18 protein-coding genes and 1 rRNA gene (1 of these 19 cut by a window edge) are annotated in these 19315 nt (G+C 67.0%); 11 read left to right on the top strand and 8 right to left on the bottom strand.

Annotated elements, in window-relative coordinates:
• Nucleotides 1-17: 17 nt before the first annotated feature.
• From G9473_RS10285 to G9473_RS10275, 3 genes are read right to left on the bottom strand one after another with little or no spacing between them, the layout of a single operon-like run.
• Entirely contained in the window at nucleotides 18-740 is a 723-nt protein-coding gene (locus G9473_RS10285; RefSeq protein WP_291133062.1) for a M48 family metallopeptidase, read from the bottom strand.
• Nucleotides 737-1243 carry a YcgN family cysteine cluster protein gene (locus tag G9473_RS10280; RefSeq protein ID WP_291133060.1) on the bottom strand — a complete coding sequence of 169 codons (507 nt, stop codon included), beginning with the start codon at nucleotides 1241-1243 and terminating at the stop codon, nucleotides 737-739. The genes G9473_RS10285 and G9473_RS10280 overlap by 4 nt, the downstream gene beginning before the upstream one ends.
• Complete coding sequence (locus tag G9473_RS10275; RefSeq protein WP_291133059.1) at nucleotides 1231-1866, bottom strand: SCO family protein; 636 nt, start codon at nucleotides 1864-1866, stop codon at nucleotides 1231-1233. Before G9473_RS10275 ends, G9473_RS10280 begins: the two co-directional genes overlap by 13 nt.
• A gap of 84 nt (nucleotides 1867-1950) precedes the next feature.
• On the opposite strand from G9473_RS10275, the gene G9473_RS10270 reads away from it, so the two are divergent.
• From G9473_RS10270 to G9473_RS10255, 4 genes are all read left to right on the top strand, one after another.
• Nucleotides 1951-2625 (top strand): ankyrin repeat domain-containing protein, encoded by a 675-nt coding sequence (locus G9473_RS10270; RefSeq protein WP_291133057.1) that lies wholly within the window; start codon nucleotides 1951-1953, stop codon nucleotides 2623-2625.
• 10 nt (nucleotides 2626-2635) lie between these two features.
• Nucleotides 2636-3319 (top strand): COQ9 family protein, encoded by a 684-nt coding sequence (locus G9473_RS10265; protein ID WP_291138405.1) that lies wholly within the window; start codon nucleotides 2636-2638, stop codon nucleotides 3317-3319.
• Between the two features lie 131 nt (nucleotides 3320-3450).
• Entirely contained in the window at nucleotides 3451-3993 is a 543-nt protein-coding gene (gene ssb, locus G9473_RS10260) for a single-stranded DNA-binding protein (protein ID WP_291133056.1), read from the top strand.
• A gap of 83 nt (nucleotides 3994-4076) precedes the next feature.
• Nucleotides 4077-5006 carry a DMT family transporter gene (locus tag G9473_RS10255; RefSeq protein WP_291133054.1) on the top strand — a complete coding sequence of 310 codons (930 nt, stop codon included), beginning with the start codon at nucleotides 4077-4079 and terminating at the stop codon, nucleotides 5004-5006.
• Here the strand turns inward: G9473_RS10255 and G9473_RS10250 are convergent.
• Both G9473_RS10250 and G9473_RS10245 read right to left on the bottom strand, forming a co-directional pair.
• Complete coding sequence (locus G9473_RS10250; protein WP_291133052.1) at nucleotides 5003-5533, bottom strand: YceD family protein; 531 nt, start codon at nucleotides 5531-5533, stop codon at nucleotides 5003-5005. The genes G9473_RS10255 and G9473_RS10250 overlap by 4 nt on opposite strands.
• Nucleotides 5534-5543: 10 nt before the next feature.
• Nucleotides 5544-6098, bottom strand: a complete 555-nt coding sequence (locus G9473_RS10245) for a ubiquinol-cytochrome C chaperone family protein (protein WP_291133050.1) — start codon at nucleotides 6096-6098, stop codon at nucleotides 5544-5546.
• A gap of 301 nt (nucleotides 6099-6399) precedes the next feature.
• Between G9473_RS10245 and G9473_RS10240 the strand changes: the two genes are divergently transcribed.
• The 5 genes from G9473_RS10240 (at nucleotide 6400) to G9473_RS10220 (ending at nucleotide 12099) form a co-directional block, all read left to right on the top strand.
• Nucleotides 6400-6831: an outer membrane protein assembly factor BamE gene (locus tag G9473_RS10240; RefSeq protein ID WP_291138402.1), complete on the top strand. Its 432-nt coding sequence runs from the start codon at nucleotides 6400-6402 to the stop codon at nucleotides 6829-6831.
• Between the two features lie 42 nt (nucleotides 6832-6873).
• Nucleotides 6874-7434 carry an ATP-dependent protease subunit HslV gene (gene hslV / locus G9473_RS10235; RefSeq protein ID WP_291133048.1) on the top strand — a complete coding sequence of 187 codons (561 nt, stop codon included), beginning with the start codon at nucleotides 6874-6876 and terminating at the stop codon, nucleotides 7432-7434.
• Nucleotides 7435-7454: 20 nt separating this feature from the next.
• Nucleotides 7455-8753 (top strand): ATP-dependent protease ATPase subunit HslU, encoded by a 1299-nt coding sequence (gene hslU, locus G9473_RS10230; RefSeq protein ID WP_291133046.1) that lies wholly within the window; start codon nucleotides 7455-7457, stop codon nucleotides 8751-8753.
• A 32-nt stretch (nucleotides 8754-8785) separates the two neighbouring features.
• The gene (locus G9473_RS10225; protein WP_291133044.1) at nucleotides 8786-9139 is read left to right on the top strand and encodes an ACT domain-containing protein; all 354 of its coding nucleotides are present in this window, start codon (nucleotides 8786-8788) and stop codon (nucleotides 9137-9139) included.
• A gap of 95 nt (nucleotides 9140-9234) precedes the next feature.
• Nucleotides 9235-12099, top strand: a complete 2865-nt coding sequence (locus tag G9473_RS10220; protein ID WP_291133042.1) for a pitrilysin family protein — start codon at nucleotides 9235-9237, stop codon at nucleotides 12097-12099.
• A 1-nt stretch (nucleotide 12100) separates the two neighbouring features.
• Here G9473_RS10220 and G9473_RS10215 read toward each other — a convergent pair whose 3' ends face one another.
• Complete coding sequence (locus tag G9473_RS10215) at nucleotides 12101-13936, bottom strand: ABC transporter ATP-binding protein/permease (protein WP_291133039.1); 1836 nt, start codon at nucleotides 13934-13936, stop codon at nucleotides 12101-12103.
• A 61-nt stretch (nucleotides 13937-13997) separates the two neighbouring features.
• Nucleotides 13998-15005, bottom strand: coding sequence for a retroviral-like aspartic protease family protein (locus G9473_RS10210; RefSeq protein ID WP_291133038.1), 1008 nt, complete (start codon nucleotides 15003-15005; stop codon nucleotides 13998-14000).
• 156 nt (nucleotides 15006-15161) lie between these two features.
• Here G9473_RS10210 and G9473_RS10205 point away from each other — a divergent pair, with 156 nt between their 5' ends.
• A complete protein-coding gene (locus tag G9473_RS10205; protein ID WP_291133036.1) occupies nucleotides 15162-16043 on the top strand; it encodes a glycosyltransferase family A protein in 882 nt (293 codons plus the stop codon).
• Here the strand turns inward: G9473_RS10205 and G9473_RS10200 are convergent.
• A complete protein-coding gene (locus G9473_RS10200) occupies nucleotides 15949-17559 on the bottom strand; it encodes a lipopolysaccharide biosynthesis protein (RefSeq protein WP_291133035.1) in 1611 nt (536 codons plus the stop codon). The two genes, G9473_RS10205 and G9473_RS10200, sit on opposite strands and share 95 nt — an antisense overlap.
• A gap of 622 nt (nucleotides 17560-18181) precedes the next feature.
• Between G9473_RS10200 and G9473_RS10195 the strand changes: the two genes are divergently transcribed.
• A 16S ribosomal RNA gene (locus tag G9473_RS10195) occupies nucleotides 18182-19315 on the top strand; it runs 350 nt beyond the window's last position.

Here is a 19315-nt window from a genome sequence, read left to right as displayed (position 1 = left end):
CTAAGGGATCGCGCGTGTCAGCCGAAAGCGGCGTAGAGCGAACGGCCGCGCTGCCTGAGCCAGCGGTCGGCCGAGGCGATGTCGTCCTCGTAGATATTCGCCAGCAGCGCGTGGAACGCGGGCGAATGGTCGAAATGGACGAGATGCGCGACCTCGTGCGCGACGACCGAGCGGCGGACGAAATCGGGCGCCTGCACCAGCCGCCAGTTGATGCGGATGCGGCTGCGGTCCGAACAGCTCCCCCAGCGCCGCTGCGCGCGCGACAGGGCGACCGGGACCGGCTCGAGCCCGGCGGCGGCGCAGTAATCGCGCATATCGGCCTCGAACAGCGCAAGCGCCTCGCGTTCGAGCCAGCGCCTCAGCCGTCCTTCGAGGCCGGACAGCGACCCGCCAACGCGCAGGTTTCCGTCCGTGGCGCGCGGGGTGCGGGGCGCGCGCTCGTCCCACTCGACCCGCAGCGGCGCGCCGCGCAGGAGGATCTCCGTGCCGGGACCGGGCGTCATGCGGCGCGGGATCTTCGCGTGCTGCTGGGCAAGCCAGTCGGCGCGGGCATGGGCAAAGGCGATCGCCTGCGCGCGCGGAGCCCAGTGCGGCACGGTAAGCCGCACTTCGCTGCCGTCGGGGGCGAGGCGCAGGGTCAGGCGGCGGGCGCGAGCGTGCTGGCGCAGGACGATCGGCACGCGCTCGCCGTTCAGTTCGATCTCCGGATCGATCGCGGCGCGGCGCAGCCAGTCGATCATCCCCCTTCCCCGCGTCTTTCCGCGCTTGCCGCCAGCACCGGCGGCTCGAGCGCGTCGAGGTCGGGCGCGGGCCATTCGACGATATGGTGTTCGAGCGGCCCTGCCTCGGTCTCGCTCACGACCCGGCCTGCGACCGATACACCGACCCGGTGCACCGCCTCGCGGTCGCCGCAGACGAGATAGTGCCAGCCGGGCAGGGGCCGCCCCGCCGCGCGCAGGCGATAGGCGCAGGTCGACGGCAGCCACGGCACGTCCTCGACGATCGACAGGGTCAGCCGCAGGCAGTCGGGCACGAAAGCCTTGCGGTTGCGATAGTCGCTGCAGCGCGCCGTGCCGGTGTCGAGCAGCTTGCAGGCGACATTCGTGTCGGAAATCTCGCCGGTGTCGGCATCCTCGATCTTGTGCAGGCAGCACTTGCCGCAGCCGTCGCACAGGGCTTCCCATTCGGGCCGCGTGAGCTCGCCCAGCGGCAGCTCCCAGAAACGCTCCCTCAGCTCGCCCATTTCTCGATCTCGGCGGCGAAGGCTGCGGCGCCCTCGCGGCCCGGCTGGTCGGTCGGGAGCGTGGCGAGCGGCTCGCCATCGGGCCCGAACAGGTAGGTGATCGCCGAATGGTCGACGAGGTAGCCGCCATCGGGCGTCGCCTCGCCCTTCTCGGCATATACCTTGAACGCATCGCGCGCGGCGTCGACCTGTTCGGGTGTGCCGGTGAGCCCGATGATGTCGTCCGAGAAGGCGCTGGTGAATTCGCCCACCACTTCGGGCGTGTCGCGTTCCGGATCGACGGTGATGAAGATCGGCTGGACCTTGGCGGCGAGATCGGGCGCTCGCTCTTCCAGCGCCTTCATCCCTTGCGCGATGCGCTGCATATCGGTCGGGCAGATGTCGGGACAATAGGCGAAGCCGAAATAGACCACGCGATACTTGCCCGCGAAATCGTCCCACCGCACCGTCTCGCCGGCGCTGTTCACCAGCTCGAACGGGCCGCCGATGCTCGAGCCCGCGAGCGGCGGGTCGAGCGGCGCGGATGCCTCGGGCGCGCAGGCGACGAGCGCGGCGACGCCGAGCATGGCTGCGAAGGTTCTCGCGATGACGGATCGGGCGGAGGTCTTGGCGTGTGGGTTCATGCTCTGCTAACTGGCGACGATGCACCGGGGCTGATCGCCGGTCCCGTGAAAGGAATGTGGCAGGAAATGCGAAAGGACAAAAGCGTGTTCGCACCCGTTTTGCGCAAGTTAGGAAGCCCTGCGCGGATTGCGAGGGCCGCGCTGGGTTCGCTCGTCGTCGTCGGTGTCGCCGCCGGGCTGGGCCATGGCGCGGCGTTCGCGCCGCCCGTCCAGGCGCAGTTCTATTCGGAAGGCTACAAGTTTCTGAAAGCCGTGCGCGACCGCGACGGCGATGTCGTGACCGAAATGCTCAACGAGCCCGGCACGACCGTGATCAACGCGCGCGACATCACCACGGGCGAGACCGGGCTCCACATCGCGGCGGCGCGCCGCGACGTCTTGTGGGTCAGGTTCCTGCTCCAGCGCGGCGCGGACCCCAATATCCGCGACAACAAGGGACTGACCCCGCTCCAGATCGCCACCACCCTGGGCGAAGTCGAAGCGGTCGAGGAACTGATCTCAAAGGGCGCGCAGGTCGACGTCGCCGACAGCCAGGGCGAAACCCCGCTGATCGCTGCGGTCCACCAGCGTAACGTGCCGTTGGTCCGCCGCCTGCTCGCGCAGGGGGCCGATCCCGATCGCAACGACAATTCGGGCCGCTCGGCGCGCGACTACATGGAACTGCAGCGCGGCAATTCGCTGATGCGGGCCGAGTTCGAGGCCGCCGACAAGGCGCGCGAAGGCGAGGGAACCAAGCAGCAATACGGGCCTTCCTTCTGACATGGACACGATGACCGACCAGCCCGACTTCGCCGACATGACGCTCGACGAGCTTGCCATTGCGCTCGCCCCCGACATCGCCGCCTCCGCGGTGTTCGACGGGTGGAACGACACCGCGCTCGAAGCCGCCGCCGAAATGGCCGGGGCCGATCTCGACGTGGCGAAACTCGCCTTCCCGGCGGACAGCGCGAACGGACGGGCGATGCAGATGATCGAGGCGTGGATCCGCTCTGTCGACAAGGCGATGGAAGCCGAATGGCCTGCCGAACGGCTCGCCGGGCTCAAGATCCGCGAGCGCATCCGCACGCTCGTCGCCTTCCGGCTCGAGGAGGTCGCCGACATCGACGAAGCGGTGCGCCGCGCGCTTGCGATCATGGCGATGCCGCAGAACGCGCCGCGCGCGCTGAGGCTCGGCTGGGAATCGGCCGACCGGATGTGGCGGCTCGCGGGAGACACGGCGACCGATTACAACCACTACACCAAGCGCGCGATCCTCGCCGGGCTCTATTCGGCGACGCTCGCGGTGTTCGTGAACGACGACAGCGAGGGCAAGGAGGACACCTATGCCTTCCTCGACCGGCGGATCGAGGGCGTGATGAAGTTCGAGAAGTTCAAGGCGCAGCTCACCGGCGGCGACCGGGAACTGCCGAGCCTGACGCGCTTTCTCGGCCGCCTGCGCTACCCGTCTAGGTAGAAACCTCCATATCGGAAGTGGAAAACGGCCCCGCGTCCTCGCGTCCCGGGCCGCGCTGGCCTATTAACGCTTGAGAGAATCGCCGGGCTTCGTGCTCCGCGCGGATGAATTGACGGGAAGGACGTTTCGAAATGGCGGGTTCGCTCAACAAGGTCATGCTGATCGGCAATCTCGGGGCGGACCCCGAAGTGCGCACGTTCCAGAACGGCGGCAAGGTCTGCAACCTGCGCGTCGCGACGAGCGAGACGTGGAAGGACCGCAACACGGGTGAGCGGCAGGAACGCACCGAATGGCACTCTGTCGCGATCTTCAACGAAGGCCTCGCCGGGGTGGCGGAACGCTACCTGAAGAAAGGCAGCAAGGTCTATCTCGAGGGCCAGCTCCAGACCCGCAAGTGGCAGGACCAGAACGGCAATGACCGCTATTCGACCGAAGTCGTGCTGCGCGGGCCGGGCTCCGTCATGACCATGCTCGACGGTGCGCCGGGCGGCGGCGGCGGCGGCGGTCGCTCGGGCGGCGGCTTCGGCGGCGGGGCGGGCTACGGCGATCGCGGTGCCGGCGGCCAGCCCGCCGGCGGCGGTGGCGGCTGGAACCAGGGCGGCGGCGGTTCGGGGGGCGGCTCGGGCGGCGGTTCGGGCGGCTACGACGACCTCGACGACGACATTCCATTCTGATCGCGGCATCCTCTTGAGAGGGCGGGGCGCGGCATAGCGCCTGCGGAACGCTCGGGGCGCGCGCCCATTGATGCCGTGACGCCATGGCATCGCCCGAAAACACCTCCGCCTCGCCGCTCACGATCGGCCAGCTTATCGCCGGGATGGGCCTGTTCGGCAGCGCGACGCCGCTCTCCAAGATCATCGGCGAGCATTACCCGGTCTTCACCGCGAGCTGCCTTCGCATGGTGATCGCCAGCATCGTGCTCGCGCCTTTCGTCCTCGCGCTGACCAGCCGTTACCGCGACACCCAGCGTTCCGACTGGGGCGTGATCGCGGCCATTGCCGCTTTCGGCATGGTCGGCTTCACCGCGACCATGCTGTTCGGGATGCGGCTGACGACAGGCGTCATCGGTTCGACCATCATGAGCGCCTCACCCGCGATCACCGCGGCGGCGGCGGTCGTGTTCTTCGGCGCGGCGATGAACTGGCGCAAGGGCGGGGCGCTCGCGCTCGCGGTGGTGGGGGTGGTGGTCATCAACCTCTTCCGCAGCGGCGGGGGCGGCGGCGATGCCATGCTGCTGGGCGGTCTGCTGGTGCTCGTCGCGGTGTGTTTCGAGGCGGCCTACACGCTGCTTTCGCGCAAGCTGTCGGACGGGATCACCTCATTGGAAGCGACGCTCGCCGCCTCGCTGCTGGCCGCGCCGCTGTTCGTCGCGCTCGCCTTCGTCTTCGACCCCGCCCCGTTCGATTTCTCGCGCGGGACCGAGCGTTCGCTTTACGCGCTGCTGTTCTGGGGCGCAGGGACCGGCGGCCTCGCCCCGGTGCTGTGGTACAACGGAGTGAGGAAAGCGCCCGGCGCGCTGACCGCGGGCGCGATGTCGGTCATGCCGCTGACCGCGCTCGGCCTTTCCTATGTCCTGCTCGGCGAAGCCTTCCGCTGGGTCCACCTCGCCGGGTTCGGGCTGGTCTTTGCAGGGCTGGTGCTGATGATCCTCGAACACGCGAAAGGCGGCGAGGAAGAGAAGGGCTAGTCCTTCTTGAGCGCCGCCAGCGCCTCGGCGAGGGGGCCGCTCGGCGTGTCCTCGTCGGTCAACCCGGCTGCGGCCCGCGCGGCCTCGGCGCCCGGACCTTCGGCATAGGGATCGATCGCGAGGCCCAGTGTCTGCGCCACCGCCTCGCCGAGATCGAAGGCATCGCCCGCATATTCGATTTCGTCGAGTTCCTCGCGTTCGAGTTCGATCTCGACCGCGTCCTCCTCACCCGCCGGGCGGGCGGTCTCCGGGACGAAGCTGAGGTCGAAGGACTCGCTGATCGTCACCGGGAAATTCTCGTTCGAAATCGCGCAGACCTGCTGCACGGCGGCGTTCAGCACACCGCTCGCGCGGATCGCTTTCGCCCTTTCTTCCAGCGTGACCTCGGCGCGCAGCGAATCGATCCCGCCTAGGCCGAAGCGTCGCGCCAGCGCTTCGCGCTCGGCCGCGTCGGCCTCGATCACGACGGGGCCGGCGGGCAGCGGGCGCGCCTTGACGAGGCGGGACATTTCGGGGGCGTCGGTCATCCTTGCCGCCTTACCAGATTCCGCTCGCCTTGATCAGTTCCTCGTCGCTGAAGCGCGACAACCGCTCCGACAGGGCGAGCAGCTTGTCCGCGACGCAGGCCGCGCCCGCCTCCTCGTCGGCGTCTTCGGCGAATTGGACATTGCGCCCGACCGCCGCGATCAGCCGTTCGCGGTCCTTGTCGTTCAGAGCGCCGCGATAGGCGCCGAGCCGCCCGCCGAGCAGGCTCATCAGCTTGCCCACCTTCTTGCCCACGACGACGTCGTTGACCCCGAATTCGCGCAATTGGCCGTCCATGTCCTCGACGAACAATTCGGCGAGCAGGGCGCTTTCGGCGCGCATTTCCGAAGCCTCGACGCGCACGATGACGACGCTGAGGACCGCGGTGATGAGGTCGAAGCGGCCCCCGACCGTGTCGGCGACCTTGCAATCGGAGTAGAAGGTCTTTTCGCGCGCCAGTTCGATGACGCGGTGCCACAGCGGGCGGATGCGCTCGCGCGGGTCGGGGGCGGTCCCGAAGACCCTGGCGAGGAAGGCGAGCGGGCGGGGTTTGTCCTCGGTCGGCATGGAGCGGCTTTCTGGCAGGAGCGTGGCGGTGCGCCAAGTGGCAGGCGTTCAGTGCGGATTCAACCTCGCGCAGGCAATGCGGTTCCGGCGCATGGCGGGGTTGCCTCGCCCTGCGGCGTTGCCAGCCGCGCCTGCGGGGCCTAAAGCGCCTTGCGAGATGGAATGAGCGTGCTCATGCGCGCCGCACGAGAACAGACGGGAATCGGTCACCTTGGATATCGAGCGCAGCTTCGCGGGGGCGGACACCAATAATCGGTCGCAGCGGTTCGCACGCATCGCGCTCGTCGCGCTCGCGGCGGGGATGATGCTGGCCGGCTGTTCCTCGATCCGCGAATCGCGCGGCTACATCCGCGACCCGATCCTGACCGAGGTGATCCAGCCCGGCATCGACAACCGGCGCTCGGTCGAAGGCACGCTCGGCCGTCCGACCTTCACCAGCGCCTATGGCGAGCCGACCTGGTATTACGTGTCGAGCACGACGGGGCGCAAACCCTTCGTGCGTCCGCGCATCCGCCAGCACAGCGTGCTCGCCGTGCGCTTCGACGAGGCGGGCAATGTCTCCGAGGTCGATCGCTCCGGCATCGACGAAGTCGTCTATCTGCGGCCCGACGGCGACAAGACCCCGACGCTCGGCCGCGAGCGTGGCTTCCTCGAGGACCTGTTCGGGAATATCGGCCGCGTGGGCGGCGCCGGTATGCCGGGCGGCGGGCCGGGTGGGCCGGGCGGGCCGTAGGCTAGGCTTGACCCCCCTCGTGCAGCGCCCATATCGCGCGGCATGAGCAATTCGAGCGACAGCCACGGCCTCGTCCAGTGGCACGGCACCACCATCGTCGGCGTCAAGCGCGGCGAAAGGACAGTCATCGCGGGCGACGGGCAGGTTTCCATGGGCAACACCGTGATGAAGCCCAATGCCCGCAAGGTCCGCCGGATCGGTGAGGGCGAGAAGGTGATCGCCGGCTTCGCAGGTGCGACCGCCGATGCGTTCACGCTGTTCGAGCGGCTGGAAAAGAAGCTCGAGCAGTATTCCGGCCAGCTGATGCGCGCCGCCGTCGAACTCGCCAAGGACTGGCGCACCGACAAATACCTGCGCAATCTCGAAGCGCTGATGATCGTCGCGGACAAGGACGCGCTGCTGGTGCTGACCGGCAATGGCGACGTGCTCGAACCCGAAGGCGGGATCGCGGCGATCGGGTCGGGCGGCAACTACGCACTCGCCGCCGCGCGGGCCCTGTCCGATTACGAGGACGATCCCGAAGCGATCGCGAGGAAGGCGATGGCGGTTGCAGCCGACATCTGCGTCTTCACCAATGGCAACGTGACCGTCGAGACGGTCTGAGCGGACCCCCGAAAGCACACATGGACAATCTTACTCCCAAGGCGATCGTCGCCGCGCTCGATGAACACATCATCGGCCAGAAGGAAGCCAAGCGCGCAGTCGCGGTCGCACTGCGCAATCGCTGGCGCCGCCAGCGGCTCGGCCCGGACCTGCGCGACGAGGTGACGCCCAAGAACATCCTGATGATCGGCCCCACCGGCTGCGGCAAGACCGAGATCAGCCGGCGGCTGGCGAAGCTCGCCGAAGCGCCCTTCGTCAAGGTCGAGGCGACGAAGTTCACCGAGGTCGGCTATGTCGGGCGCGATGTCGAACAGATCGCGCGCGATCTCGTCGAAGAGGCGATCCGGCTGGAGAAGGAACGCCGCCGCGAAAGCGTGCGCGAAGCCGCATCCGAGGCTGCAATGGAGCGCCTGCTCAACGCGCTCGTCGGTGAGAATGCGTCCGAAGCCACCCGCCAGAGCTTCCGCGAGCGCATCGTGCAGAACGCGATGAACGAAGTCGAGGTCGAGATCGAGGTCGCCGAGACCCCCGGAATGCCTTTCGACATGGGCAACATGGGCGGCTCGATGCAGATGATCGACCTCTCCGACATGATGGGTAAGGCTTTCGGCAAGCGCCCCACCAAGAAGCGCAAGCTGCGCGTGCCCGATGCCTGGGATAAGCTGGTCGACGAGGAAGCGGACAAGCGGCTCGACGACGACGATGTCGCGCGCGTCGCGCTCGAGAATGCACAGACCAACGGGATCGTCTTCCTCGACGAGATCGACAAGATCGCCGTTTCCGACGTGCGCGGCGGCAGCGTCAGCCGCGAAGGCGTGCAGCGCGACCTGCTGCCGCTGATCGAGGGGACGACCGTCTCGACCAAGCACGGGCCGATGAAGACCGACCACGTGCTGTTCATCGCCTCGGGCGCGTTCCACGTCGCCAAGCCTTCCGATATGCTCCCCGAATTGCAGGGCCGCCTGCCGATCCGGGTGAACCTGCGCGCGCTGACCGAAGAGGATTTCGTCCGCATCCTGTCGGAAACCCGCGCCAACCTCGTGCAGCAATACCGCGCCCTGATCGGGACCGAGGACGTCACGCTCGATTTCACCGACGACGCGGTTCGCGAAGTCGCGCGCATTGCCGCCCAGGTCAACGAAAGCGTCGAGAATATCGGCGCGCGGCGGCTCCAGACGGTGATGGAAAAGCTGCTCGAGGAAATCAGCTTCGAAGCCGAGGAGCACGTCGGCGAGACGATCACGGTCGATGCGGGCTACGTGAGGGAGCGCCTCGCCGACCTCGCGGGCAATTCGGACCTGTCGAAATACATCCTGTGAGCGGAGCAGGGCCCGTCAGCGACTGTGCCGATATGCTGGCGGGTATGCGGCCCGAACTGGACGACAAGTCCTTCGTCTTCGTCGTGATCGAGGACGGGGCCTCCGCGCCGGGCAATGCCTTCGCGCTGGTACACGAAGCCGAAGGCACGACCGCTATCGTGCCTACGCAGGATGCCGAGCCGCTCTTCGCCCGCATCACCCTTGCCGTCCATTCCGATCTCGAAGGCGTCGGCCTTACCGCCGCCGTGTCCTCGGCGCTCGCGGCGAAGGGGATCGCCTGCAACGTGATCGCGGGCTTTCATCACGACCACCTCTTCGTGCCTTGGGAACGGGGCGTCGAGGCGCTCGGCATCCTCGAGGCGCTTTCGCATGACGCGCGTCGATGAGAATGGACGGTTGATAGGGCGCACGTCCCTTCGCGGTTGAGCAGCGCGCCGGGGCAGGCTTTACTGGTCCCAACTATTTCACAGGGGAGCTGTCCATGATCCGCACCACAATGCTGGCGAGCGCCGCGCTTGCCGCCTTCGCCGTCGCCGCGCCCGCCTCCGCACAGGACGACGCCGCCGCGCTCAGCGCGCCCGCGATCGAATACGAGATGTGGACGCTGGACAACGGGCTGCGCGTCATCGCCATTCCCGATGCGACGACCAGCACGGTCACCACGTCGCTGTGGTACGACATCGGCTCCAAGCTCGACCCCGAGGGCCGCAGCGGCTTCGCCCACCTGTTCGAGCATATCCTCAGCCGCAAGACCGAGAATATGCCCTACAACATGATCTATTCGCTGACCGCGGATATCGGGGGCACGCGCAACGCGTCGAACTGGATCGACCGGACCAATTACTACGAGCAGGTCCCGGCGGCCTATCTCGAAACCATGCTGTGGACCCACCGCGAACGCATGGCGAAGGTCGTTGTCGATGAAGAAGTGTTCGAAACCGAGCGCGGCGTGGTGAAGGAAGAACTGCGCCAGCGCGTCCTCGCGCCGCCCTATGGCCGCCTCCAGCGCTTCGTCTTTCCCGAAAACGCCTATGACGTGATGCCGCATCGCCGCCCCGGGATCGGCAGCATCGAGGATCTCGACAGCGCCACGCTCGACGATGCGCGCGCCTTTTATGAAGCCTATTACGGGCCGGATACGGCGACGCTGATCGTGGCGGGCAATTTCGAACTGGCTAACCTGAAGGCGCTGGTCGACGAATATTTCGCCGACATCCCGCCGCGCACAAACCCCGTGCCGCTCGCCATCGACACGCGCGAGCCCGAACGCACCTCTCCGCGCACCGTCAATGCCACCGCGCCCAATGTCCCGCTGCCGGTCTATGGCGGGATCTGGAAGGGCGTGCCCGTCACCCATCCCGATGCCGCGCCGCTCGAAGTGCTCGAGGCGATCCTCGTCTCGGGCGACAACAGCCGGCTCGACAAGGCGCTCGTCAATACCGGCGAGGCGGTGCAGGTGATCGCCACCGTCCAGTCCTACCGCGAGGCAGGCGCGCTCGGCGCCTATGCCATCGCCCGGCCCGACCGGATCGAGCAGGCTGGTGCGACGCTCGATGCCGAACTCGAAAAGCTGCGCAGTGAGCCCGTCACCGAGGCCGAACTCGCCGAGGCCAAGAACGAGATCATCGCCTCCACGCTGCGCCGCCGCGAGACTGCCCGCGGCCGGGCCTTCGAACTGGGAGAGGCGTTGGTCTCTTCGGGCGATCCGGGCTTTGCGGACAAGCGGCTCGCCGCGATCGGCGCGGTCAGCGCCGAGGACGTGATGCGCGTCGCAAGGAAATATCTCGACCCGCAGAAGCGCGTGACGGTGACCTATTCCTCCGGCGAGGCCGACCCGGCCTCCTATGCCAACCCGGTCCCGATGCCGACCTTCCGGACCCTGCCGCCCGCGACCGGCGAGATCCGGCAGGTGAAGCCCGAGGGCGAGCGCATGGCGCCTCCCGGCCCCGGCCCTGCGCCCGAAGTGGCCAAGCCCGAGATCGTCGAAGCCGAACTCTCGAACGGCATCCCCGTCGTCGCGGTGCAGACCGGCGAGGTGCCGATCGCGACCATTTCTATGCTGTTCCCGGGCGGCAGCAAGACCGATCCGCGCGAACTGGCCGGCCTTGCCCAGCTCGCCGCGAGCCTCGCCGACAAGGGGACCAATGATTACACCGCCGAGGAAATCGCCGCGCGCTTCGAAAGCCTCGGCGCGGCCTTCGGCGGCGGGGCGGGCTCGGACGGGACAAGCTTCTCGCTCACCGCGCCCACGGCCAATCTCGACGAGGCGGGCGCGCTGGCGGCGCATATCGTGAAGGGCGCGATCTATCCCGAGGACAAGGTCGCGCGCGAACGCGACCGCGCGATCGAGGGGCTCAAGGTCGCGATGAAGGAACCGGGCAGCCTCGCGCGCTATGTCCTGCGCACCGCGATGTATGGCGATGCGCCCTATGGCAGCCAGCCCGACGGGACCGAGGAAAGCCTTGCGAAGATCGACCGCAACGCCCTGCTGCTCCACCGCCAGGTCTATTTCCATCCCGACCGCATGAAGATCGTCGTCAGCGGCGGGATCGACCCGCAGAGTGCGATCGCGCTTGCAGAGGATATGTTCGGAGACTGGCGGCAGGATATGCGCCCCGGCCCGCTGCCCGCAGAAGCCGCAGGCGAAGCGCCCGGCGTGCGCACCATCGTGGTCGACCTGCCGGGCGCGGGGCAGGCCGCGGTGCTTGCCGCGGTGCGCGCTCCGGCGCGGATCGACCCCGACTATTTCCCGCTCGAACTCGCCAATTCCGTTCTCGGCGGCGGGTCGAGCGGGCGCCTGTTCGAGGAAGTGCGGACCAAGCGGTCACTGTCCTACGGCGCCTATTCGGGCTTCGCCGACCGGGCCGACGATTCGATCCTGACCGCGAGCGCGCAGACCAAGAACGAAAGCGCTGCCGAGGTCGCGCAGATCTTCCTCAACGAATTCGAGCGGCTGGGAAGCGAACCGCTTGACGAGGACCTGCTGCAGAAGCGGCGGCTGTTCCTGTCGGGCGGCTATGCTCGCGCGCTCGAAACCAGCGGCGGCTTCAACGCGATCGTCGCCACCCTGCTCCAGCAGGGCCTCCCGGCCGAGGAAGCGAACGCCTATGCCGAGCGCCTTGCCGGGGTCGATCCGGGCGCCGCGAGCCTTGCGGCGAAGACCTATGTCGACCCCGACAAGGCGACCATCGTCATCGTCGGCGATGCCGAGACATTCATCGAGGACGTGCGCGCGCTGCGCGGCGAGGTCGAGGTGATCCGCGCGAGCGAGCTCGACCTTTCCTCGCCGAGCCTGCGCCGCGCGCCCGACATGGCGGGCGGCGTGCCGGGCAGCGACGCGGACTAGGCTACTCCGCCGCCTCGGCGCGCTCGCTGCGCTCGCTCGCCTGCTGCGCCCACATCTCGGCGTAGAGCCCGCCCCTGGCGAGCAGCGAGGCATGGTCGCCTTCCTCGGCAAGCTCGCCCTGGTCGAGCACGAGGATGCGGTCGGCGTCGGCCACGGTCGACAGGCGGTGCGCAATGGCGATGGTGGTCCGCCCGCGCTCGATCCGGTGAAGCGTGTCGAGGATTTCCTGCTCGGTGCGGGTGTCGAGCGCGCTCGTCGCCTCGTCGAGCAGCAGGATCGGCGGGTTCTTGACGAGGGTGCGGGCGATCGCGACGCGCTGCTTCTCGCCGCCTGACAGCTTGAGCCCGCGCTCGCCCACCAGCGTGTCGAACCCGTCGGGCAGGCGCTCGATAAGCCCCGTCAGCGCGGCCCCGCGCGCCGCCTCGCGCACCGCCTCCTCGTCGGCGCCTTGCGCGCCATAGGCGATGTTGTAACCGAGCGTGTCGTTGAACAGCACGCTGTCCTGCGGGACGATCCCGATCGCCGCGCGCACGCTCGCCTGCTGCACCTGCGCGATGTCCTGCCCGTCGATCAGGATGCGGCCCGAGGTGGGGTCGTAAAAGCGGAACAGCAGCCGCCCGATCGTGCTTTTGCCCGCGCCCGAAGGCCCGACGATCGCGGTCGCGGTCCCGGCGGGCACTTCGAAGGAAAGGTCGCGCAGGATCGTGCGGCCCTCGTCATAGCCGAACGTCACGTTCTCGAACCGGATCGAAGGTTCGCGGACGATCAGAGCCGGGGCGCCGGGGACATCCTTCACCTCGATCTCGGTATCGACCAGCCGGAACATCTCGCCCATGTCGACAAGGCCCTGCCGGATCGTGCGATAGACCCAGCCGAGCAGGTCCAATGGGCGGAAGAGCTGCATCAGGTACATATTGACCGCGGTGAGATCGCCGACCGTGAGCGCGCCCTCGCTCCAGCGCCACACCACGAAGGCCATAGCGCCGGCCATCAGCGCATTGGTGATGAAAGCCTGCACGATGTTGAGCATTCCGAGCGAATTCTCGGACTTTTCCGCCGCGCGCGCATAGGCGCGGGCCGAACGGGCGTAGCGTTCCTCTTCGCGCGCCTCGGCGCCGAAATATTTCACGGTTTCATAATTGAGGAGCGAATCGACCGCGCGGTGGAGCGCCTGCCCGTCGAGATCGTTCATCTCGCGCCTGAGCTTGGTGCGCCATTCGGTGATCCAGCGGGTGACCGCGACATAGGTGACGACCGTGATCGCGGTCGCCAGCACCAGTTCCCAGCCGAACAGGGTCCAGAATATCACCGCCACCGCGACCAGTTCGATCGCGGTGGGCGCGATGTTGAACAGCAGGAAATAGAGCATCATGTCGATGCTCTTGGTCCCGCGCTCGATGATCTTGGTGACCTCGCCCGTGCGCCGCCCGAGGTGGAAGCGCAGCGACAGCTGGTGGAGCCGGTGGAACACGTCCTCGGCCAACGTCTGGGTCGCGGTCTGGCCTACGCGCTCGAACACCATCTTGCGCAGGTTGTCGAACAGGACCGACGAAAACCGCCCGAGCCCGTAGGCGAGCACCAGCGCCAGCGCGACGAAGCCCGCGCCTTCCATGCCGCGCGTGCCCTGCGCTTCGCTCAGCGCATCGACTGCGCCCGAAAAGGCGAGCGGCAGGGCGAGCACCACCGCCTTCGCCGCCAGCACGAAGACCATCGCGCCGACGATCCGCCAGCGCAGCCCCGGCTTGTCCTTCGGCCAGAGATAGGGGAGGAACCGCCGCAGCAGGTGCCAGCCGTCGATCTCGCGCGGGTCGGAGGAAGAGGGATGGTCGGGCGGCATCGGCTGGGCGAATGTGGGCGCAGCCGCGCCGCGCCGCAACCCCGCTCGGCCGCGAGCGGGCCTAGCGGCCCATCCGGTAACTCGTCCCCCGCTGCGCCCGCCTGAGCGCGCGCGCGACATCGCGCGGCAGGTCGAACAATACGCGCTGGCTCGCGAAATCGATCGCCACCCGGTCGAAGATCTTGAGATGCTGCATCCCGAGCGAGATCACCGGCTCGTCCTTGAGGCCCAGTTGCTCGAAAGCGGGCGGGTCGGCGAAGGTCAGCGGCACGCCTTTGAGCGACAGCCCCTCGATCTTGAGATCGCGCACGACCGCGAGTTCGCCGACGATGTCGACCCCGTTGACGTCGGTCGCGGTGACTTCCTCGGACCGCTTGGCCCGCAGCCGGTCGCGCAGGGCGGTGTTGGCGAGGCTCATCTGCGCGCCGGTGTCGATGATGACCGTGGCGCGCACGCCTTCGACCTCGGCATCGGTGATGAGCAGCTGGCCGAGCCGCGGCCGCGCGCGCACGACGATCTCGAACCCCCCGCGCGAGGCTTCCTCGTCGCGCGTGTTCTCGAGCGCGATGGTCTCTTCGCGGAAGTCGATCAGGACGCGGAAATCCTGCAGCGTGTCGAGCCCGAGTATGCCGTCCGCCCCGACATGGGCGCGGTGGAGCAGCGGCGAGGTGAGGTCGGTCACCGTGTGGCTGCCGACCGTCAGCGCGCCGACCGCGACGAGATCGACCGCGCGCCGGCTCGCCATGCCGACGAGAATCGCGCTTCCCTGCGGGGGCAGGGCGAGGCCGATATTGATCTCGTGCGTGAGCGCGGTCGCCTCGCTGCCGGTGTCGATCATGAAATCGAACGGGCCCGCCCCGTCGATCAGTACCGGCACGGTGAAGCGGGCGAAGCGTTCTTCCTCGAGCGCGAGGATATCGGTCCCCGGCCCGCCGAAATCGGGCGCGATCGGTCCCTGTTCGAATGGCGGTGGCGGCGGTTCGACCGCATGGCTTTCCGCCGAAGCGGCAGTGAAGGCGAGGCCGAGCGCCGCGACCACGCCCAGCGCTCCCTTGTATAGGTAGTGCATCCTGTCCCATCCTGGGCGCTCGCGCGGTGATCGCTGCGGCGCCTTGGCGAGGAGATTACCATGAGCCGCGCGATCGCCCAAATCCGGCACACCTGCGTGCCTGACGCCCTCCGCGCGATTGGCAAGCCGCGCGCGGCTGCTAGACGGGATATCACGATGCCCGATGCGCAACATTCAAGTGTCCAGGTGACGGTGCTTGCCCATAACGAAGAGGCGCGCATCGCCGCGTGCCTTGCAAGCCTGCCGGTGGGCGAGCCCGGAGTGACCGTGACGGTGGTGGTGAACGGCTCCACCGACCGCACCGCCGACATCGTCCGCGCGCATGAAGGTGTCGAACTGGTCGAATACGAACAGGGCGGCAAGGCGCGGAGCTGGAACCGCTTCGTGCTGGACGGGGCGCGTGAGGCGGACGTGTTCGTCTTCGTAGATGGCGACGCGCAGCTCGTTCCCGGCTCGGTCGATGCGCTCGCCCGCGCGCTCGCTGCCGACCCGCGCGCCAATGCCGCCTCGGGCCTGCCGATGAACGGACGGCGAGTCGAAGCCTATCGCCGCTCCATTGCCGCCGACAGCGGGCTGTTCGGCGATTGCTATGCTCTTGCGGGCGATTTCGTGCGACGGATGCGCGAGCGCGGCATTCGCCTGCCCGACGACATCATCGGCGAGGACGGCCTCGTGCGGGCGCTCGCCTGCACTGATCTCGGCCCGGAAAGCGGCTGGAGCAATGTCCGCGTCGTGCCGGTCGCCGAAGCGGGCTTCTGGTGCGAGCCCAACGCGCTCGACGCGAGGGGACTGCGCCAGCAGGCGGCGCGCATGGTCAATTATTCGGTGCGCCATTTCCAGAACCGGATCGTGAGCGACATCATGCGGGGGGAGGGGCCGGCGGGCCTGCCGCGCGAACTCGCCTCGCTCTATGGCGACTACCTGCCGCGCTTCCGGCCGCGGCTCAGCCCGCTATGGTTTGCGTTCGATCGGAAGGCACTGGCACGGATGCGGGAGCGGATGGAGGCGTTTCGCCCGCTTCCTCCCGCGCGGCCCTGAGCATCGCCCAGGCATCGCGCACGACCTGCGGCCAGGCGAGCAGGAGCGTGGCGAGATAGGTCGCACCGCCCACCGGCACCATGACCGCGAGCCGCCACCAGGGCTCCATCTCCGGTGCAATCCCGGCCAGGACCGCCCCCACGCCCGACACGGCGAGCGCCAACGCCCCGCTCGCGGCGAAAGGCGGCAGCAGCGCACGTGCGAGATCGAGCGGGGCAAGGCCCACTGCAGGCAGGGTCAGAGACAGCGTAGCGGCAAGAAGGGCAGGCGTCGCGACCCACCAGGCGCGGGCCAGTCCTTCCGGCCCCCATTCGACCCCGACGAGGAAGCAGGACGCGAAGAAGGCTGCACCGAGGATCGAGGTGGAGAGATAGATGCGCGGGCGCCCCATCGCATTGGTCGCCGGGCTGCACACGATGTGCAGCGCAAGCAGCGGCATCGCCAGCGCAAGGTCCTGCAGCAACGGCGCCATGCCGAGCCACTTCTCCCCGAACACGGTGGCGACAGCCTCGGGTGCGGTGAGGGCGAGACCGATGTAAAGCGGGAAGACTACCAGCGCGACGGTGCGCTGGACCCGGAGGAAGTAAGGGCCGAGCCGCTTTCCGGCGTGATGCAATTCGGCATAGGCGGGAAAGGCGACTTCGTTGATTGGCGGCAGAAAGCGGCCCGATACGATCAGCGCGACGAACAGCGCCTCGGAATAGAGTCCGAGTTCGTGGGTGTTGAAGATGCGGCCCGCGATGAAGACGTCGCTCTGGCTCTGGATGATCCAGAAGAACTGGCACAGCGTCAGCGCGCCGCCGAAAGTGATGATCGCGCGCGCTCCGCGGAAATCGAAGGTCGGGATGGTGTAGGCGGGCGCAGCGATGCTGAGCGCCAGCGCGCGTGCGGCGAAGGCGAGGATCGGCGCATAGACCAGCGCCCACACGCCCCAGCCCCGCCACGCGAGAAGGAGCGCGACGCTCGCCCCGGTGACCGCGCCCGCCATGCTCGCCAGCGCCTGCGGGCGGAACTTGAGCCGGCGAGCCAGCATCGCTTCGGGCAGGGCGATGAAGGGTACGACGAGGAACAGCGCGATCTGGACGCGCAGGATCTCGGCGACCTGCGGCTCGCGGAAATAGGCTGCGGCGAAAGGCGCGATCAGAAGCAGCGTAGCGGCGAGCGCGCCGTTGAGCAGCAGCAACAGGCCGAAGACCTGCGCGATGTCGCGCCGAGCGACCTCGGCCGCGCGGATCAGCGAGGTCGCGAAACCATAGCCGTTCATAAAGGCGAGTGCTGTCACGAGCACCTGGCTCATCGCGAAGAGGCCGTAGTCGGACGGATCGAGCAGACGCACGACGAGGATGGTCGAGCTCCACGTGATGACCTGGGCTGCCACCTGTCCGCCATAGCGCCATGCGACGGCCGAGCGGACACGGGCGGCGAAACCCGCGGCCCTTTCCGAATCAAGCGCGGGCGACTGGTCGCGCGTCGAATCGCGGGTGCTCGATTCGGGAAGGGGGCGATTCTCGTTCATCGGGCCGAGTTAGCGCGAAAACGTGAAGATTCCGGCCATTTCCGGTGGCTTTCCCGGCGCGGGACGGATGCGATTCACCCCGCGTGAGTCGGCGGGCGGGGCCTATGCGGCTTGAAGAGTCGAGGCGGCAGCCCCATTTCTTACCGAGACCGGGAGGCGCGAAACCCGCGGAAATCTGCGAAAGATGCGCCGGACCGAAATAAAATTGCAAAAAGGCGTTGACCGAATCCGAGACCCCGCCTAGATGGGCTCCACCGACGCGGCGCTGACGGTTTTCAACCGGCCCCGCAGCGATCGGTCGCCAACATAATCGGATAGCCGGTCCCCCGGTGAAAGTCGGGGAAACCATCGCTGTCCGCTTTTAATGTCTTGGCGGCTCTTTGACATCGTTGGTTTTTGATGAAGGGACATGTGGGCGACGGCGCCCAGCCCGCGAAGCTCAAGGTCGCGGTAGCTGGATAACCTAAAGCCGATTGCCACATCCTTCCAGGCTCCACAGTCTGGTCGCGATGATGCATGTCCATTCGTATCCATTACGTTTGACAGTGCAGGTATCGGCTCCTTGAAGCTCATGCCAGTCGGGTCGGCGGGGTTTTCCCCGTGCTTGATTGGTGTGTGACACAAACTTGAGAGTTTGATCCTGGCTCAGAACGAACGCTGGCGGCATGCCTAACACATGCAAGTCGAACGAACCCTTCGGGGTTAGTGGCGCACGGGTGCGTAACGCGTGGGAACCTGCCCTTAGGTTCGGAATAACTCAGAGAAATTTGAGCTAATACCGGATAATGTCTTCGGACCAAAGATTTATCGCCTTTGGATGGGCCCGCGTTGGATTAGATAGTTGGTGGGGTAACGGCCTACCAAGTCGACGATCCATAGCTGGTCTGAGAGGATGATCAGCCACACTGGGACTGAGACACGGCCCAGACTCCTACGGGAGGCAGCAGTGGGGAATATTGGACAATGGGCGAAAGCCTGATCCAGCAATGCCGCGTGAGTGATGAAGGCCTTAGGGTTGTAAAGCTCTTTTACCCGGGATGATAATGACAGTACCGGGAGAATAAGCTCCGGCTAACTCCGTGCCAGCAGCCGCGGTAATACGGAGGGAGCTAGCGTTGTTCGGAATTACTGGGCGTAAAGCGCGCGTAGGCGGCTATTTAAGTCAGGGGTGAAATCCCGGGCTCAACCCCGGAACTGCCCTTGAAACTGGATAGCTAGAATCCTGGAGAGGCGAGTGGAATTCCGAGTGTAGAGGTGAAATTCGTAGATATTCGGAAGAACACCAGTGGCGAAGGCGACTCGCTGGACAGGTATTGACGCTGAGGTGCGAAAGCGTGGGGAGCAAACAGGATTAGATACCCTGGTAGTCCACGCCGTAAACGATGATAACTAGCTGTCCGGGCTCATAGAGCTTGGGTGGCGCAGCTAACGCATTAAGTTATCCGCCTGGGGAGTACGGTCGCAAGATTAAAACTCAAAGGAATTGACGGGGGCCTGCACAAGCGGTGGAGCATGTGGTTTAATTCGAAGCAACGCGCAGAACCTTACCAGCCTTTGACATCCTAGGACGGTTTCTGGAGACAGACTCCTTCCCTTCGGGGACCTAGTGACAGGTGCTGCATGGCTGTCGTGAGCTCGTGTCGTGAGATGTTGGGTTAAGTCCCGCAACGAGCGCAACCCTCGTCCTTAGTTGCCATCATTCAGTTGGGCACTTTAAGGAAACTGCCGGTGATAAGCCGGAGGAAGGTGGGGATGA

It is taken from the genome of Erythrobacter sp., from assembly GCF_011765465.1.
In the GTDB taxonomy this organism is placed as follows: domain Bacteria; phylum Pseudomonadota; class Alphaproteobacteria; order Sphingomonadales; family Sphingomonadaceae; genus Erythrobacter.
This window is presented reverse-complemented; position numbering and strand designations above follow the sequence as displayed.

Excerpts from the sequence above, each read along its gene's own strand:
- G9473_RS10285 (WP_291133062.1), bottom strand. The coding sequence starts at position 740 with ATGATCGACTGGCTGCGCCGCGCCGCGATCGATCCGGAGATCGAACTG.
- G9473_RS10280 (WP_291133060.1), bottom strand. The coding sequence starts at position 1,243 with ATGGGCGAGCTGAGGGAGCGTTTCTGGGAGCTGCCGCTGGGCGAGCTC.
- G9473_RS10275 (WP_291133059.1), bottom strand. The coding sequence starts at position 1,866 with ATGAACCCACACGCCAAGACCTCCGCCCGATCCGTCATCGCGAGAACC.
- G9473_RS10265 (WP_291138405.1), top strand. The coding sequence starts at position 2,636 with ATGACCGACCAGCCCGACTTCGCCGACATGACGCTCGACGAGCTTGCC.
- ssb (WP_291133056.1), top strand. The coding sequence starts at position 3,451 with ATGGCGGGTTCGCTCAACAAGGTCATGCTGATCGGCAATCTCGGGGCG.
- G9473_RS10255 (WP_291133054.1), top strand. The coding sequence starts at position 4,077 with ATGGCATCGCCCGAAAACACCTCCGCCTCGCCGCTCACGATCGGCCAG.
- G9473_RS10250 (WP_291133052.1), bottom strand. The coding sequence starts at position 5,533 with ATGACCGACGCCCCCGAAATGTCCCGCCTCGTCAAGGCGCGCCCGCTG.
- G9473_RS10245 (WP_291133050.1), bottom strand. The coding sequence starts at position 6,098 with ATGCCGACCGAGGACAAACCCCGCCCGCTCGCCTTCCTCGCCAGGGTC.
- G9473_RS10240 (WP_291138402.1), top strand. The coding sequence starts at position 6,400 with ATGATGCTGGCCGGCTGTTCCTCGATCCGCGAATCGCGCGGCTACATC.
- hslV (WP_291133048.1), top strand. The coding sequence starts at position 6,874 with ATGAGCAATTCGAGCGACAGCCACGGCCTCGTCCAGTGGCACGGCACC.
- hslU (WP_291133046.1), top strand. The coding sequence starts at position 7,455 with ATGGACAATCTTACTCCCAAGGCGATCGTCGCCGCGCTCGATGAACAC.
- G9473_RS10225 (WP_291133044.1), top strand. The coding sequence starts at position 8,786 with ATGCTGGCGGGTATGCGGCCCGAACTGGACGACAAGTCCTTCGTCTTC.
- G9473_RS10220 (WP_291133042.1), top strand. The coding sequence starts at position 9,235 with ATGATCCGCACCACAATGCTGGCGAGCGCCGCGCTTGCCGCCTTCGCC.
- G9473_RS10215 (WP_291133039.1), bottom strand. The coding sequence starts at position 13,936 with ATGCCGCCCGACCATCCCTCTTCCTCCGACCCGCGCGAGATCGACGGC.
- G9473_RS10210 (WP_291133038.1), bottom strand. The coding sequence starts at position 15,005 with ATGCACTACCTATACAAGGGAGCGCTGGGCGTGGTCGCGGCGCTCGGC.
- G9473_RS10205 (WP_291133036.1), top strand. The coding sequence starts at position 15,162 with ATGCCCGATGCGCAACATTCAAGTGTCCAGGTGACGGTGCTTGCCCAT.
- G9473_RS10200 (WP_291133035.1), bottom strand. The coding sequence starts at position 17,559 with ATGAACGAGAATCGCCCCCTTCCCGAATCGAGCACCCGCGATTCGACG.